The sequence below is a fragment of the Pseudomonas sp. C2.3V genome, assembly GCF_058536325.1.
This window is the reverse complement of the sequence record NZ_JBZUBN010000001.1, coordinates 3752501-3767948: the sequence shown is the minus strand read 5'-3', so window position 1 is coordinate 3767948 and position 15448 is coordinate 3752501. Positions and strand designations below refer to the sequence as shown.

General features: G+C 52.6%; 17 protein-coding genes and 1 pseudogene (1 of these 18 only partly in view). 10 read left to right on the top strand and 8 right to left on the bottom strand.

The window, feature by feature from the left end; translation table 11 throughout:
- The first annotated feature begins 68 nt into the window (after positions 1 to 68).
- The 6 genes and pseudogenes from rpe (at position 69) to trpC (ending at position 5646) form a co-directional block, all read left to right on the top strand.
- On the top strand, positions 69 to 746 hold the full coding sequence (rpe, locus tag AC4LF3_RS17870; protein WP_122041487.1) for a ribulose-phosphate 3-epimerase: 678 nt from the start codon (positions 69 to 71) through the stop codon (positions 744 to 746).
- Positions 743 to 1600, top strand: a pseudogene (locus AC4LF3_RS17865) (phosphoglycolate phosphatase). Before rpe ends, AC4LF3_RS17865 begins: the two are co-directional and overlap by 4 nt.
- A gap of 64 nt (positions 1601 to 1664) precedes the next feature.
- Positions 1665 to 3155 carry an anthranilate synthase component I gene (trpE, locus tag AC4LF3_RS17860; protein WP_491836079.1) on the top strand — a complete coding sequence of 497 codons (1491 nt, stop codon included), beginning with the start codon at positions 1665 to 1667 and terminating at the stop codon, positions 3153 to 3155.
- Positions 3156 to 3167: 12 nt separating this feature from the next.
- Positions 3168 to 3761 carry an anthranilate synthase component II gene (locus AC4LF3_RS17855; protein WP_010795966.1) on the top strand — a complete coding sequence of 198 codons (594 nt, stop codon included), beginning with the start codon at positions 3168 to 3170 and terminating at the stop codon, positions 3759 to 3761.
- Between the two features lie 2 nt (positions 3762 to 3763).
- On the top strand, positions 3764 to 4813 hold the full coding sequence (gene trpD / locus AC4LF3_RS17850) for an anthranilate phosphoribosyltransferase (RefSeq protein ID WP_286788980.1): 1050 nt from the start codon (positions 3764 to 3766) through the stop codon (positions 4811 to 4813).
- Positions 4810 to 5646 carry an indole-3-glycerol phosphate synthase TrpC gene (gene trpC / locus AC4LF3_RS17845; RefSeq protein WP_491836078.1) on the top strand — a complete coding sequence of 279 codons (837 nt, stop codon included), beginning with the start codon at positions 4810 to 4812 and terminating at the stop codon, positions 5644 to 5646. Before trpD ends, trpC begins: the two co-directional genes overlap by 4 nt.
- A gap of 50 nt (positions 5647 to 5696) precedes the next feature.
- Here the strand turns inward: trpC and crp are convergent, their stop codons facing one another.
- On the bottom strand, positions 5697 to 6341 hold the full coding sequence (gene crp / locus AC4LF3_RS17840; protein ID WP_010795963.1) for a cAMP-activated global transcriptional regulator CRP: 645 nt from the start codon (positions 6339 to 6341) through the stop codon (positions 5697 to 5699).
- Positions 6342 to 6549: 208 nt separating this feature from the next.
- On the opposite strand from crp, the gene AC4LF3_RS17835 reads away from it, so the two are divergent.
- Positions 6550 to 6972, top strand: a complete 423-nt coding sequence (locus tag AC4LF3_RS17835; protein ID WP_491836077.1) for an OsmC family protein — start codon at positions 6550 to 6552, stop codon at positions 6970 to 6972.
- A gap of 218 nt (positions 6973 to 7190) precedes the next feature.
- Positions 7191 to 7985: an adenosylmethionine decarboxylase gene (speD, locus tag AC4LF3_RS17830; RefSeq protein WP_010795961.1), complete on the top strand. Its 795-nt coding sequence runs from the start codon at positions 7191 to 7193 to the stop codon at positions 7983 to 7985.
- Between the two features lie 48 nt (positions 7986 to 8033).
- Here the strand turns inward: speD and coq7 are convergent, their stop codons facing one another.
- The 5 genes from coq7 to hemJ all read right to left on the bottom strand — a co-directional run bounded on the left by coq7 (position 8034) and on the right by hemJ (position 11409).
- A complete protein-coding gene (coq7, locus tag AC4LF3_RS17825) occupies positions 8034 to 8681 on the bottom strand; it encodes a 2-polyprenyl-3-methyl-6-methoxy-1,4-benzoquinone monooxygenase (protein ID WP_125888580.1) in 648 nt (215 codons plus the stop codon).
- A gap of 41 nt (positions 8682 to 8722) precedes the next feature.
- Positions 8723 to 9064 carry a histidine triad nucleotide-binding protein gene (locus tag AC4LF3_RS17820; RefSeq protein WP_239383559.1) on the bottom strand — a complete coding sequence of 114 codons (342 nt, stop codon included), beginning with the start codon at positions 9062 to 9064 and terminating at the stop codon, positions 8723 to 8725.
- Between the two features lie 65 nt (positions 9065 to 9129).
- Entirely contained in the window at positions 9130 to 9918 is a 789-nt protein-coding gene (locus AC4LF3_RS17815) for an SDR family NAD(P)-dependent oxidoreductase (protein ID WP_122041493.1), read from the bottom strand.
- 57 nt (positions 9919 to 9975) lie between these two features.
- Positions 9976 to 10914 (bottom strand): DUF805 domain-containing protein, encoded by a 939-nt coding sequence (locus AC4LF3_RS17810; protein WP_491836076.1) that lies wholly within the window; start codon positions 10912 to 10914, stop codon positions 9976 to 9978.
- A 69-nt stretch (positions 10915 to 10983) separates the two neighbouring features.
- Positions 10984 to 11409: a protoporphyrinogen oxidase HemJ gene (gene hemJ / locus AC4LF3_RS17805; protein WP_010795956.1), complete on the bottom strand. Its 426-nt coding sequence runs from the start codon at positions 11407 to 11409 to the stop codon at positions 10984 to 10986.
- Positions 11410 to 11587: 178 nt separating this feature from the next.
- Between hemJ and erpA the strand changes: the two genes are divergently transcribed.
- The gene (erpA, locus tag AC4LF3_RS17800) at positions 11588 to 11938 is read left to right on the top strand and encodes an iron-sulfur cluster insertion protein ErpA (protein ID WP_491836075.1); all 351 of its coding nucleotides are present in this window, start codon (positions 11588 to 11590) and stop codon (positions 11936 to 11938) included.
- A 43-nt stretch (positions 11939 to 11981) separates the two neighbouring features.
- Here the strand turns inward: erpA and AC4LF3_RS17795 are convergent, their stop codons facing one another.
- Together AC4LF3_RS17795 and AC4LF3_RS17790 are read right to left on the bottom strand one after the other, a co-directional pair.
- Entirely contained in the window at positions 11982 to 13076 is a 1095-nt protein-coding gene (locus AC4LF3_RS17795; protein ID WP_491836074.1) for an anhydro-N-acetylmuramic acid kinase, read from the bottom strand.
- A 5-nt stretch (positions 13077 to 13081) separates the two neighbouring features.
- A complete protein-coding gene (locus tag AC4LF3_RS17790) occupies positions 13082 to 14512 on the bottom strand; it encodes a peptidoglycan DD-metalloendopeptidase family protein (protein WP_491836073.1) in 1431 nt (476 codons plus the stop codon).
- A 171-nt stretch (positions 14513 to 14683) separates the two neighbouring features.
- Between AC4LF3_RS17790 and tyrS the strand changes: the two genes are divergently transcribed.
- A protein-coding gene (tyrS, locus tag AC4LF3_RS17785; protein WP_491836072.1) for a tyrosine--tRNA ligase crosses the window boundary here: on the top strand, positions 14684 to 15448 show its 5' portion. The gene runs 435 nt beyond the window's last position; 765 of the gene's 1200 nt are visible here — the first part of the coding sequence; its start codon is at positions 14684 to 14686; its stop codon lies beyond the right edge, outside the window.

The following is a 15448-nucleotide window of genomic DNA, read 5'->3' as shown; positions in this document are numbered from 1 at the left end:
TGCATGAATGCCCAGCCGCTGCATTGGGTACAATGCCGCTTTCCGCTGACTTGCCTTGAGGCTTTTCCATGCAACCTTATGCTATCGCTCCGTCGATCCTCTCCGCTGACTTTGCCCGTCTGGGTGAAGATGTAGACAAGGTGCTCGCAGCGGGCGCCGATATCGTCCATTTCGATGTTATGGACAACCACTATGTGCCCAATCTCACGATTGGCCCCATGGTCTGTTCGGCGCTACGCAAGTATGGCGTGACGGCGCCTATCGATGTGCATCTGATGGTCAAGCCAGTGGATCGTATTATCGGTGATTTCATCGAGGCGGGCGCCTCGTTCATCACCTTTCACCCCGAGGCCTCAGAGCATATCGACCGCTCACTGCAGCTCATTAAGGCAGGTGGTTGTAAAGCAGGGCTGGTCTTTAACCCGGCGACGTCCCTGGACTGCCTGAAATATGTCATGGACAAGATCGACATGGTGTTGCTGATGAGTGTGAATCCGGGCTTTGGTGGCCAGAAGTTCATTCCGAAAACACTCGACAAGCTGCGCGAGGCACGTGAGCTGATTGATGCCTCCGGCCTGCCGATTCGTCTGGAAATTGATGGCGGCGTCAACGTTTCCAACATCGGTGAAATCGCACGTGCCGGTGCCGATACGTTTGTTGCGGGCTCCGCCATCTTTAATGCGCCGGATTATGCAGAGGTCATCAAGACCATGCGTAATGAGCTGGCCAAGGCACGTGCGGTATGAGTCAAGGCGTGCTGGAAACCTTGTTTGATGGAGAGCAGCCACGGCTGATCATGTTTGATCTGGACGGCACGCTTCTCGATTCAGCCCCAGATCTGGCCGCAGCGGTTGATGCCATGCTTGAAACGCTAGGTCGACCCCCTGCAGGGCTGGATAAGGTCAGGCTGTGGATTGGCAATGGAGCCCGTGTGCTGGTTCGTCGTGCCTTGGCGGATCAGATGGAGCACAGCCACATCACGGAGGCTGAGGCAGATGAGGCACTGAGCCTTTTCATGTCTCTTTATGGGGGCAGCCACGAGCTCACGGTCGTGTACCCCGGCGTTCAGGAAGCGCTGGCGACGCTCAAGGCCAAAGGGATTGCGATGGCCGTCATTACCAACAAGCCGGAGCGCTTTGTTGGCCCACTTCTGGATGACATGCAGTTGGGCGATTTTTTCTCATGGATCGTAGGAGGGGATACGTTACCTCAACAAAAGCCTGATCCTGCCGGGCTTCTCTATGTCATGGGCAAGGCGGGTGCCAAGCCTGACGACGCCCTGTTCATTGGCGACTCACGTAACGATATCCGCGCCGCACGGGCTGCCGGAGTGCGCTGCGTCGCGATGACCTATGGCTACAATCATGGTCAGCCCATAGCTGATGAGTCACCTGACTGGCTACTGGACGACCTTAGGCAGTTACTGGCTTAGCGATAAAATGCCACACTCGCTATGGCAAAGAGGTTGATTCAGCGAGTTGCCTGAGCTAGTGTGGCCGTATTCCTATCTACCCGGCGAAGAGATCGAATCGTGGTGGTCACCTGCAAACTGTGGATGAAGGTCATCAAGGCCCTGGCGCGTTGGCGCTGGCGCGCCTGACTCATTCCTGGCCGGCATGCCCGGCGCGTTTTGCACCTGACCTTTACCCTCCACGAGGCTGATCATGACCCGCGAAGAATTCCTGCATTTGGCCGCTGCCGGCTATAACCGTATTCCCCTGACATTCGAAACCCTGGCTGATTTCGACACGCCGCTGTCGCTTTATCTCAAGTTGGCCGATACCACCAATACGTACCTGCTTGAGTCTGTCCAAGGTGGTGAAAAATGGGGTCGCTACTCCATTATCGGGCTGCCCAGTCGCACCGTACTGCGAGTCTATGGCCACCAGGCCACGATTCATGAGGGCGATGAGGTCGTCGAAACCGTTGAGGTCGAAGACCCGCTAGCGTTTGTCGAAGCATTCCAGCAGCGCTATCGCGTGCCCACACTGCCTAACCTTCCGCGCTTCAATGGTGGCTTGGTCGGCTATTTCGGCTACGACTGTGTCCGCTACGTTGAAAAGCGCCTGGGTGCCTGCCCCAATCCTGACCCGCTGGGCAATCCCGATATCCTGCTGATGGTATCTGATGCTGTCGTGGTGTTCGATAATCTATCTACCAAGATGCATGCCATCGTGCTGGTCGACCCGGCCGATGAAAATGCCTACGACCAAGGCAAAGCGCGCCTGGATGAATTACTGGAGCGCCTGCGTCAGCCTATTATGCCGCGCCGTGGGCTCGATTTCAGTGCACCTCAGGCGCAGGAGCCCAAGTTTCGAGCCAGCTTTACTCAAGCGGATTACGAACAGGCGGTTGTCAAGATCAAGGACTATATCCTGGCTGGGGACTGCATGCAGGTCGTGCCTTCCCAGCGGATGTCCATCGATTTCAAGGCCGCCCCCATCGACCTCTATCGCGCGCTACGCTGCTTCAACCCAACGCCCTACATGTACTTCTTCAACTTCGGTGATTTCCATGTCGTAGGCAGTTCGCCGGAAGTCCTTGTTCGAGTAGAGGAAGGGCTGGTAACGGTTAGACCTATCGCCGGAACGCGTCCACGAGGAGCGTCTGAGGAGCAGGATCTTGAACTCGAAAAAGATCTGCTCAGTGATGAAAAGGAAATTGCCGAGCATCTGATGCTGATCGATCTAGGTCGTAATGATGTTGGCCGCGTATCGTCGACCGGCTCGGTCAAGCTGACCGAAAAAATGGTGATCGAGCGTTATTCCAATGTCATGCACATCGTGTCCAACGTGACCGGCCAGCTCAAGGACGGTCTCAATGCCATGGATGCCCTGCGTGCCATCCTGCCGGCAGGTACGCTGTCCGGCGCGCCGAAGATCCGCGCCATGGAAATCATCGACGAGCTGGAGCCTGTCAAGCGAGGTGTCTACGGCGGTGCCGTAGGATATCTGGCCTGGAATGGCAATATGGATACTGCCATCGCGATTCGTACTGCCGTCATCAAAAACGGTGAGCTTCATGTTCAGGCCGGTGGGGGCATCGTTGCAGACTCTCAACCTGCTGCGGAATGGGAAGAAACGATCAATAAACGTCGTGCGATGTTCCGCGCGGTTGCACTGGCTGAACAAACTTCTACGACTTCGCGTACCTGAAGGAGCGCTACCATGTTACTGATGCTGGATAACTACGACTCCTTCACCTATAACCTCGTGCAATACCTGGGCGAGTTAGGGGCAGACGTAAAAGTCGTACGCAACGATGAAACGACCGTAAACGAAATCGATGCGCTGGCGCCGGAGCGCATTGTCGTTTCCCCAGGCCCCTGCACACCGAATGAGGCAGGCGTCTCGCTCGAACTGCTGAAACATTTCGCAGGCAAAGTGCCTACTTTGGGTGTGTGCCTTGGTCATCAGAGCCTGGGGCAGGCATTTGGAGGTGAGGTGGTCAGAGCGCGTGAGCCGATGCATGGCAAAACGAGCCTGGTTTATCACAAGGGTGAGGGTGTATTTGCCGGATTGCCCAACCCCTTTACGGTCACGCGCTACCATTCGCTTGTGGTGAAACGAGAAACGCTGCCGGACTGTCTGGAAATTACTGCCTGGACTCAACACGAAGATGGAACCATGGATGAAATCATGGGGCTCCGTCACCGCGAGTACATGCTGGAAGGTGTCCAGTTTCACCCCGAGTCGATTCTTACCGAATACGGTCATGACCTGCTGGCCAATTTCCTCAAGCAGACCGGAGGCGCACGCTAGTCATGGATATCAAGGAAGCGCTCGGCAAAATCGTCAGTCAACTCGACCTGACCACAAGCGAAATGCAGGACGTCATGCGCCAGATCATGACCGGGCAATGTGATGATGCCCAGATCGGCGCTTTTCTCATGGGCATGCGTATCAAGAGCGAAACCATCGATGAAATCTGTGGTGCCGTAAGCGTGATGCGCGAGCTGGCTACCAAGGTTGAATTGCCCAGCCTTGAGCACGTTGTGGACATTGTGGGAACAGGAGGGGATGGGGCCAATATCTTCAACGTATCATCGGCTTCTGTCTTTGTTGTCGCGGCTGCTGGGGGAAAAGTAGCCAAGCACGGCAACCGTGCTGTTTCAGGTAAAAGCGGCAGTGCCGACCTGCTTGAAGCGGCGGGGATTTATCTCAACCTGACGCCCGAACAAATAGCCCGTTGCGTTAACGAGATAGGGGTAGGCTTTATGTTTGCCCAATCGCACCACAGTGCGATGCGCCATGCTGCAGGCCCTCGAAAGTCTCTGGGGCTGCGTACGTTATTCAACATGCTAGGTCCGTTGACCAGTCCAGCCGGTGTCTTGCATCAAGTAGTAGGGGTATTCACGCCTGCACTGTGCCGTCCCCTTGCCGAAGTGCTGCAGCGGCTAGGCAGCAAGCATGTGCTGGTTGTTCACTCCAGGGATGGGCTTGACGAGTTCAGCCTGGCGGCGCCTACACGTGTTGCTGAACTCAAGGATGGACAAATTCAAGAGTATGAAGTCCTTCCGGAGGATGTTGGTATCAAGAGTCAGAGCTTGATCGGGCTTACAGTCGACAGCCCGGAGGCTTCATTAAGTCTGATCCGGGATGCCCTGGGGCGTCGGAAAACCGAGGCTGGGCAAAAGGCCGCTGACATGATTGTGCTTAATGCGGGAGCCGCATTGTATGCAGCTGATCTAGCTTCAAGTTTGCAAGAAGGTGTCAATCTGGCGCATGACGCGTTGTACAGCGGCCTTGCCCGGGAAAAAATGGATGAGTTGGCCAGCTTTACAGCGGTATACAAAGTGGAGAATCAAGCGTGAGCGTACCTACCGTTCTGCAAAAAATCCTGGCCCGCAAAGCTGAAGAAGTAGCACAGCGTAAGTCAGCGCTTCCACTGGCCGATCTGGAGGCCTTGGCGCAGGCCTCTGAATCACCAAGGGGATTTGCCCAGGCCCTGATAGATCGCGTGGCACGCAGAGAACCAGCGGTCATTGCTGAGGTCAAGAAGGCCTCGCCCAGTAAGGGTGTCCTACGTGAGGAGTTCGTACCGGCAGATATTGCACGAAGCTATGAAGCAGGCGGCGCGACCTGTCTTTCGGTCCTGACGGATATCGATTTCTTTCAGGGCAGCGATGCCTATTTGAAGGAAGCCCGGGCAGCCTGCTCGTTACCTATCATTCGTAAAGACTTCATGATCGATCCATATCAGGTCGTTGAAGCCCGTGTGATTGGTGCTGATTGCATTCTTCTCATCGTGTCCGCCCTGGACGATACCTTGATGGCAGAGCTAGCCGCTACGGCAAAGTCGGTTGGCCTCGATGTGCTTGTTGAAGTTCACGATGCAAATGAGTTGGAGCGAGCGCTGAAAACGCTCGATACGCCGCTGATCGGTATCAATAACCGTAACCTGCATACATTTGAAGTGAGCTTGGAAACAACACTGGACCTTTTGCCGTCTATTCCACGAGAACGTCTGGTGGTAACCGAGAGTGGCATTCTGAACAGGGCTGACGTTGAGCTGATGCAAGTCAGCGATGTGCATGCCTTTTTAGTAGGTGAAGCATTCATGCGTGCAGAGGATCCCGGACACGAGCTGCACCGGCTGTTCTTTCCTGAAAGACGCACGGGGATCTCCTCTCTCGACGTAGAGTGATTAATAAAAAAGCCGGCGCGAGCCGGCTTTTTTGTCAGAGCATGGTGTGTTTAGCGAGTACCAAACACAACCATCGTCTTGCCTTTCACATGGACAAGGCCCTGTTCTTCCAGAGACTTGAGTACGCGACCGACCATTTCACGTGAGCATCCAACGATGCGGCCAATTTCTTGGCGCGTGATTTTGATCTGCATACCGTCCGGATGCGTCATGGCGTCGGGCTGTTTGCACAAGTCAAGCAGCGTACGAGCGACACGACCAGTCACGTCCAGGAAGGCAAGATCACCTACCTTACGCGTAGTCTGGCGCAGACGCTCGGCCATCTGGCGGCCCAGCGAGAAGAGCATGTCGGGATCTTGCTGGCTCAGTTCTCTGAACTGGCTGTAGCTGATCTCGGCAACCTCGCACTCCGTGCGTGCACGAACCCAGGCGCTGCGTTCGGGTTCGCTTCCTTCCTTGGCAAATAGCCCCATCTCGCCGAAAAAGTCGCCCGCATTCAAATAGGCGATGATCATTTCGCGACCTTCGTCGTCCTCAATCAGAATCGTTACCGACCCTTTGAGGATGAAGAACAGGCTTTCACTGTTATCACCCGCATAAATGATAGTCGTCTTGGCGGTATAGCGGCGACGCGAGCAATGCGCGAGCAGTTTATCGAGATGTTGAAGTTTTGCAGGAGGAATAATAGCGGCCATGCTGGTTCCTGAAGTTGAGACAAGCCTTGTCTACAGGGATTTGAACATATCGGCAAGTTTGCCACTAAATTAAAGTGAATTTTTACTCTGCAGATCACGACTTGTGAAGTGTGCGACGTGACTAACAGTTTAATGGCAGTTTGATGGCATTCCATCACATTTATGGGGCTGTGGTACTCTATTTTTTTACTTGCTGTGGAGTCTCATGGTGAAAGCACGAATTCAATGGGCCGGTGAGGCCATGTTTCTGGGCGAGTCGGGCAGTGGCCATGTGGTTGTCATGGATGGCCCTCCTGATCATGGCGGTCGTAACCTGGGCGTCCGCCCAATGGAGGCTCTGCTAATCGGCTTGGGTGGCTGCACCAGCTTTGATGTGATGAGTATCTTAAAGAAATCTCGCCAGGCTGTAGAGAACTGTGAGGCCTTTCTTGAGGCTGAGCGGGCTGAATCCGAACCCAAGGTATTTACCAAGATACACATCCGCTTTGTGGTCAAGGGCCGTGACCTGAAGGAAGCGCAGGTCAAGCGCGCCATTGAGCTATCTGCAGAAAAGTATTGTTCAGCTTCCATCATGCTGGAGCGTGCGGGCGTCGAGATTTCGCACGGATACGAGATCATAGAGCTTAATTAAGCCCTGACTGTCATCAATTCATCGTCTTTCGGGCGCAACCTCTGGCGGATAGCCCTCAGGCTCTGCATAATGCGCCCCTTTTCAGGGCAAGGCCCGACAAGCACAGCCACAATCGCCAATGCGAAGAGGTATGAAACGGCCCTACGCACCTGCGCTTTATGCAGATGACGGGCATTCACGACCACGGTCAGAGACCGTACCTATGGGAGTTCCCTACGGTGAAAAGTAAACTCAGGCTCCATGGTTTCAACAACCTGACGAAGACCTTGAGCTTCAATATCTATGACATCTGCTATGCAGAGACGTCAGAAGATCAGCAAGCCTATGTACAGTACATTGATGAAGAGTATGACGCCGAGCGTCTGACTCAGATCCTGACAGACGTCGTGGATATCATCGGTGCCAATATTCTGAATATCGCTCGCCAGGATTATGACCCTCAGGGCGCCAGCGTGACCATTCTCATTTCGGAGCAGCCTGTTGAGCCTACCGAAAGCCAGATCGAGGAATCACCCGGTCCGCTACGCGAAACAATTCTAGGGCATCTGGATAAAAGCCATATTACGGTTCATACCTACCCGGAAATTCATCCAGTTGACGGCATCGCCACATTCCGTGTCGATATCGATGTGTCTACCTGTGGCGTCATCTCACCGCTAAAGGCATTGAATTATCTGATTCATCAGTTTGATTCGGATATTGTGACTGTCGATTATCGCGTTCGTGGTTTTACCCGCGATGTGGAAGGACGCAAGCACTTTATCGATCATGAGATCAATTCCATCCAGAACTACCTGTCTGAAGACACGCGTTCGGCCTATCAGATGACGGATGTAAACGTCTATCAGGACAATCTGTTCCACACCAAGATGCTATTGAAAGAGTTCGAGCTAGAAAATTACCTGTTTGGTGATGCTACTCAGAATCTTTCGCGTGAGCAGCGTGAGCAGGTAACGCAACGCCTCAAGCATGAGATGCGTGAGATATTTTCTGGTCGTAACCTGCCTCGTTAAGCAGCAGGTTGAAATTAAAAGGGCGCTTTGAGCGCCCTTTTTGTTGTCTTAAATGCGGTATGTGCTTTTGGTCATGACCTTTGAAAGAAGCGTCATGCCAAGTTTGATAGGCGTAGCGAAGCGTAGCCCGCCTGCATCCAGGGCATGATCCGCATGTTGCTCCTCGTCAATGCGCATCTGCTCAAGAATCGCTCGGGAGCGCTTGTCTTCCGAAGGAAGTTGCATCAGGTGCTCATCAAGATGCTTACAGACTTGCTCTTCTGTCGCGGCGACAAAGCCAAGGCTGAGACGATCGCTGATCAGGCCAGCAGTCGCGCCGATGCTAAATGATAGGCCATAGAACAAGGGATTAAGTACGCTGGTATGGCTTCCCAACTCTTTAATTCGCTGTTCGCACCAGGCGAGGTGATCAATTTCCTCGTCAGCGGCTTCTTCCATGGCGCTTCGAACTTCAGGCAGCTTGGCTGTCAAGGCCTGTCCCTGATAGAGCGCTTGTGCGCACACTTCTCCGGTGTGGTTGATGCGCATCAGTCCAGCCACGTGCCGGGTGCTGGGCTCATCCAGCTCGGCTTCCGAATGACTCAGCGCAGGAGAGGCCCTATTAGGGTGTCCATTGAAGGGCAGTAGTGTTTTTAATGCAGCATCAACCTGCATGAACAGGTGATCTGCAGGGGAATAGTGACGATCGTTAGCCATTCCAGTCTCCAGGTTCAAATCAGGGGAGGGTAAAGGAACGCTTAACCCGGCGGCCACGTCATTTGCCGTTGGCCAAGTACATGCATATGGATGTGGTAAACCGTTTGTCCACCCATTGGATTACAGTTCATGACCACCCGGAAGCCTTCATCGCAACCTTGTTCCTGGGCCAGGCGTTGTGCCGTAAGCAGGATATGACCTGCTAGCGTCTTGTCATCGGTTTCGCTCAGGTCATGAAGCGTGGCGATATGCTTCTTGGGAATGACAAGAAAATGAACGGGGGCCTGAGGCGATATGTCATGGAAGGCAATGACATGATCGTCCTCATAAAGCTTGCGGGCTGGAATCTCTCCCGCCACGATTTTACAGAACAGGCAGTCCATGGATGTCTCCTGTGTATTTGAAGATCGAAGTGTAGCGAGGGTTATCTTTTGCGCACAGACGCAAGTCAAGGTGATGTCAGCATGCGGCCTATTCTGGCGGTAACTTTTCTTACAAGTGAGCGTGGCAAAAAACGAGGTACCATCGTCGTCAGGCGGTTTCGCCATCCGCAATGAATGATGGCCTTGCGCTTGGCGAGGCCATGCATGGCGATCAATGCAACCTCCTCGGCGCCCATCATGGTTTTGCCTTTCTCCATTGAGGCAGTCTGCATGCCGGCTTTTCGGAAAAAGCTTGTACGCGTTGGGCCGGGGCATAACACCGAGACGGAAATGCCTCGGCTTTTTAGCTCTTCACGCAGCCCTTCGGAAAAATGCAGGACATACGCCTTGCTGGCGGCATAGCTGCTCATAAGCGGAATGGGCTGGAAGGCGGCCGTCGAAGCCACGTTGAGAATCTGTCCGCCGCCCTGTTGAGCCATGTGCTCACCTAGGGCATGGCAGAGGCGAGTCAAGGCCAGCACATTCAATTCAATAAGGTGCTGCTCGCGTGACCAGTCGGAGGAAAGAAAGGGGCCGCCAGTCCCCATGCCTGCACAGTTCACAAGCAGGTCGATAACCTTCTCGCTCTGCTCAAGCTCGTGCAGAAGCCCTGTCACATGCAGCGGCTCCGACAGATCGCAAACGCGATAAAGTACTTCCACGCCAAATCGCTGGGCCAGTTCACTGGCAATGCTTTCAAGTGCCTCCCGCTTTCGGGCAAGTAAGATCAAGGGATGACCGCGGCGCGCCAGTGCTTCAGCAAGCGCAAGGCCTATTCCACTAGAGGCGCCAGTAATTAATGCATAGCGAGGCATGATGCTCCCTCAGAAGTACGGCATGGAGTTGGACCGCTCCGGCGTGGCAGGGTGCCCTTAGCTAGGGCGCACAAGGGAGGCCAGAATCACAGCGATCACAATAAATAGCCAGACACCCGCTAAAAGCTTGACCGCTATGCTGTTAGGTGGAGGCGGTGCACCATAGCGATTGGCTGTACGTGATCCTGGTAAGACCATCAGCACGAAAGTAAACAGGCCTCCTATGAGCGGAACGATGCTCAAAAGCCAGAGCCAGCCTGACCAGCCTAAATCATGCAAGCGTTGAACACCTATGCTCAGGTTAATAAATAGCATTGCAAGACCAAGCAGCGCACTAAGCCCAAGCCCTGTAAGGATTGAGGGATGCGACGTCATGAGCCTTGCGATCCCTACCGTTGTCAGTAGTGCAAAAAAGGCGGCAAAAAAAGCGGCAGATGCTACAAGCGACCAAGCTAAAAAGCGCAGGCGTCCTATTCGACCTTTGAGGCTGAAGACCTTCAGGGTACCGTATTCATGTTCGCCATGGGTATAAAGGTCTGCTTGAGGCGGAGCATAAGGAGACGCGGCCATGACTGGCGCAGTTGACGGTGCGGGCGGCTCTGACGCTAGCTCAGCCTGACGTGCCAGGTACTTTTCAACAATAATGCCGCACTGCTCGCATTCGTCGCGCTTGGTCTGCTCATGTCCACATTTTGGACAAGTCATTAACCGTGTGCTTTCTTTTGCTGGTGTTTCTTTGTCCTCAACCAGCGTAAGCATGGAGGCCAAGTCCTGTTCTTTCCTGGCTTGAGCGCCAGCTTGTCTCAAGGCTGCCAGATAACGATCAGCTTCAGGTTCCGAAAGGTCCCTTTTTAATGTAACGGGACCGCGAAACAGCTGGGCTATTTTCTGCGTATCACTTTTGAAAAGTTTCGCAAGATTCTCCAGTACATCATCTCGACTGACACCGGGGATCAATTGCCCATCAAAAGTAATCTTGTAACGCGTATCGGACATGGCGAGCTTCCTTGTCGCACAATAGAAGAGGCACGCAGCATATTGTCAGGATATGCTGCGTCTGGAAATTTAGTAGGGTTTGATGACAACCAGGATCACGATCGCAATCAGGATCAGGACAGGAGCTTCATTAAACCAGCGGTAGAATACATGACTGTGTTTGTTTTCACCTCGCGCAAAGCGTTTCAGCATGGCACCGCACATGTGGTGATAGCCGACCAGCAAAAAGACAAGTGCAAGCTTGGTATGCATCCAGCCCTGACTCAGCCAGCCTGGATTCAGGACCAGTAATACAATGCCGAAAACAAGCGTAGCCAACATTGAAGGCAGCATGATTCCTCGATACAGCTTTCGCTCCATCAGAATGAAGCGCTCACGGCTAACGGTGTCTTCACTTTGCGCGTGGTAGACAAACAGTCGGGGCAAATAGAACAGACCGGCAAACCAGCAGACTAAAGCTATGATGTGTAACGCTTTGATCCATAGATAGAGCATCAAGTATCTCCGGCAATATAAAACCAGAGATAGTAGATGCCCGTGTTACAGGCGTCACCTTATAAGCGATTTAAGTTTTAATTATCGGTCGGTCGCAGAATAGTTGACCATTTTTCTGGGTTAAGCGGATAATGTTGCATATTGCAGTTGGTATCGGCGAAAGCCGGGAGATTCAAGCATGACCATCGAAACCTTCATTCCGACTCCCTTATTGTTCTCCCCCGGTGCAGCCAATAAGGTAAAGAACTTAATCTATGAGGAGGGCAACCCTCGTCTTAAGCTGCGCGTGTTTGTGACGGGGGGAGGGTGTTCTGGCTTCCAGTACGGCTTTACATTTGATGAAGATACGGCTGAAGACGACACCATTGTAGAGCGTGACGGCGTAAGTCTGGTTGTCGATCCCATGAGCTTCCAGTATCTGGCTGGCGCTGAAGTCGATTATCAGGAGGGGCTGGAGGGTTCGCGTTTCGTCATTAAGAACCCTAATGCGGCAACTACATGTGGCTGCGGTCAGTCTTTCTCAATCTAAGAAGGCTTTACTGAGGCGCCGCGTTTAAACGCGGCGCTTTCGCTTAGGCAGGATACAGCGCGCCTAAGATTCTAGGCCCCTTAGCCGCTGTTACGTCCGGGCAGTTACCCGGTATGCGCTCAACAAAACAATGTGCCAGCCAGGCAAATGCCATTGCTTCTACCCAGTCTGGCGAAACGCCAAGTGCGTCTGTGGTTGTAACGAGCGTTTCTGGTAAATGAGCAGAGAGTCGCTTAAGCAGAAACTCATTGTGAGCACCGCCGCCGCAGATAAATAGCTCGGCACATGTGGGTTGAGCCAGTCGCAGCGAATCACAGACAGAAATGGCGGTAAGCTCGGCCAGGGTTGCTTGAACATCGGCTACCGGTATCGCAGGAAGCACTGAGAGCTTTTGTTTTAACCAGCTTAAATTGAATAGCTCTCGCCCAGTACTTTTAGGCCCCTGTTTGGCAAAAAAAGAATCAGACAAAAAGGCATTAAGAAGCGTGGATGAAATGGAGCCACTGGCAGCCCAGGCACCAAACTGGTCATAAGGCTCGCCTTTGTGCTCATTTATCCATGCATCCATCAATACATTACCTGGGCCGCAGTCGAAGCCCTCTATAGGGTGGCTAGGTGATAGCAATGTAATATTAGTAAAACCACCGATGTTAAGAATGGCTCGCTCTTTCGCCGGATCTCCAAAGATGGCCGCGTGAAAAGCGGGGACGAGGGGAGCGCCTTGTCCACCAGCAGCCACATCCCGTCGACGAAAATCTGCAACAACATCAATCCTTGTCAGCTCTGCAAGAAGTGCCGGGTTGCCAATCTGAATCGTGTAGCCATCAGATGGACTATGCCTGACTGTCTGCCCGTGACTACCAATCGCTCTGATATGCGAGGTCGATAGCTGCGCTTCGCTGAGGAGTTGCTCAATACCTTGAGCAGCCAAATGGACCCAATCCTGCTCAGCCAGTGCGGCACGTTCCAGTTCGTTGTCGCCAGCACTGCACAGTTCAAGAAGCTTATGTTTGAGGCTCGATGGCATCGGCACATAATGAGAGCCGATAAGCGTGCATCTATTAGCCGTTTGATCAATAAGGGCAATGTCCAGTCCGTCCAAGCTGGTACCAGACATTAGCCCTATATAAAGCGTCATACCTGTCAACGCTTGTTCATGGCAAGAAGGGTGGACTTTTCCTGGTCCATGCGGGCCATTAAAGGCTGGCTTTGGCTCAAGAAACGTTTCACCTCATTTTTTGCGATAGGATCAGCCATAGGTAGCTTTACGCCGAGCGGATCGACATGCGTACCATTGATGCGGAATTCATAGTGCAAATGAGGTCCCGTTGCGAGTCCTGTCATGCCTACATATCCAATAACCTGTCCTTGCTTAACCTGTACGCCTGGTCGAATGCCTTGACCGAATTTGCTCATATGTCCATAAACAGTGCTGTAGCGCTGTCCGTGCTGAATTACTACAGCGTTTCCGTAACCACCCTTGCGCCCAGCTTCTACCACTTTGCCATCCCCTGTCGCATGGATAGGCGTACCGGTTGGTGCTGCGTAGTCCACACCCTTATGCGCACGAATCTTGCTCAGGACAGGATGGTAACGACCCAGGGAAAAACGAGAGCTGATACGGGTAAACTCTACTGGGGTACGAATAAATGCCCTACGCATGCTGCTACCGTCAGCCGTGTAGTAATTCGTAGTGCCTTGCTTGCTGGTATAGCGGACCGCGGTAAAGGTTTTACCGCGGTTGGTGAAGCGCGCCGCTAAAATGTTGCCGTTGCCGACACGCTTTCCATCGACCACCTTCTTTTCGTAGATGACCTCGAATTCGTCGCCTTCTCGTATATCCAATGCGAAGTCAATATCATAGGCGAACACGTTGGCCAGTGACATGATCATGTCGTGGGACAGGCCGGCGCGCCGGCCAGCTGTAAATAGAGAGCTATCAATAACGCCGCGTGCATAAGCCTTTTCAACGTCAGGCTGTGCTATTTCACGCTTAAAGTCATAACCACTTTCAGCTTTGGAGATCGTGATGGTTTCCAAGGCGTTTGGCTTGCTTCGGAAGCCGAGCAGGTCACCGGTCTGAGATACCTTGAATTCGAGCTTTTGGCCTATATGAATTCGGCTAAGGGCTTTGGCTTCTTTGTCACTATTTAAAACGTCTTGCAGAACGTTTGCTGACAAACCGGCTGCCGAGAATAATGTGGAAAGCGTGTCGCCATTTTTAACAGTTTCGACTTTCCACTGAGGGTCAACTGAGGCAAGGCTTTCGGTAGAAGAGGGTTCAGCTGAGTTGGGTTCTTGAGCCGTTTCGGTTGACTCAGGAATACTGGCGAACGGACTTTCAGTTGTGGACGCTTCAGGCTCTGAGAGAGTGCTTAGCTGTTGAAGGTCATCCTTTTCTTGAATAATGCGCTCAGCACTATTCTGAATATCCATATTAACGAGCGTTTTCTTTGCCTCGACATCGCGAGAAGGAAACACCAGCAGAGCCAAACTCAGAAGCGCAGCGACCCCACTAGCAGCCAGGATATGGCTTTTAGGATACAACGGGCTTTTTGGAGTTGGTTGTGTCATGACGTAGCGGTGCTTTTGAGCATGAATAACTGCCTAAAATATAATCAAATAAAGTTCCGAACAACCCTTAATAATTTTCAATATGTGCCTGATAGGTAGAGGTTTCTGGAAATCTTGTTTTTATCAGGTGATCTTGTATGGTTGCGCCATTAATTTAAGCGGGATTGGCTAATGAAATCAGTAAAAGAACAGTTAGCGCTGATCAAGCGTGGAGCTGACGAGCTTTTGGTTGAATCTGAGCTCATTACAAAGCTTGAGAAAGGGACTCCGTTGCGTATCAAAGCAGGCTTTGATCCTACAGCTCCAGACCTTCATTTAGGCCATACCGTTCTGATCAATAAGCTACGTCAATTCCAGGAGCTGGGTCATCAGGTCATTTTCCTGATTGGTGACTTCACAGGCATGATTGGCGATCCCAGTGGTAAAAGCACGACTCGTCCACCATTGACGCGTGACCAGGTTCTTGAAAACGCCGAAACCTATAAAGCTCAGGTATTCAAGATATTGGATCCGGCGAAGACTGAAGTGGCGTTTAATTCTGCTTGGATGGACAAGCTTACACCGGCTGACTTTATCCGCTTGGCGTCTCAGTACACGGTCGCACGTATGCTTGAACGTGACGATTTCAGTAAGCGGTACGCGACTAATCAACCCATTGCTATTCATGAGTTCTTGTACCCCTTGGTTCAGGGATATGACTCGGTTGCATTGAAAGCAGATGTCGAGCTTGGTGGAACTGATCAGAAATTCAATTTGTTAATGGGCCGCGAGTTGCAGCGTGCCTATGGCCAAGAGGCGCAGTCCATTCTCACCATGCCTTTGCTTGAGGGGCTGGATGGCGTCAAGAAGATGTCCAAGTCGCTTGGCAACTATATAGGTATCCAGGAAGCGCCTGGCGTTATGTACAATAAGATCGTTTCAATGCCTGACTCGCTG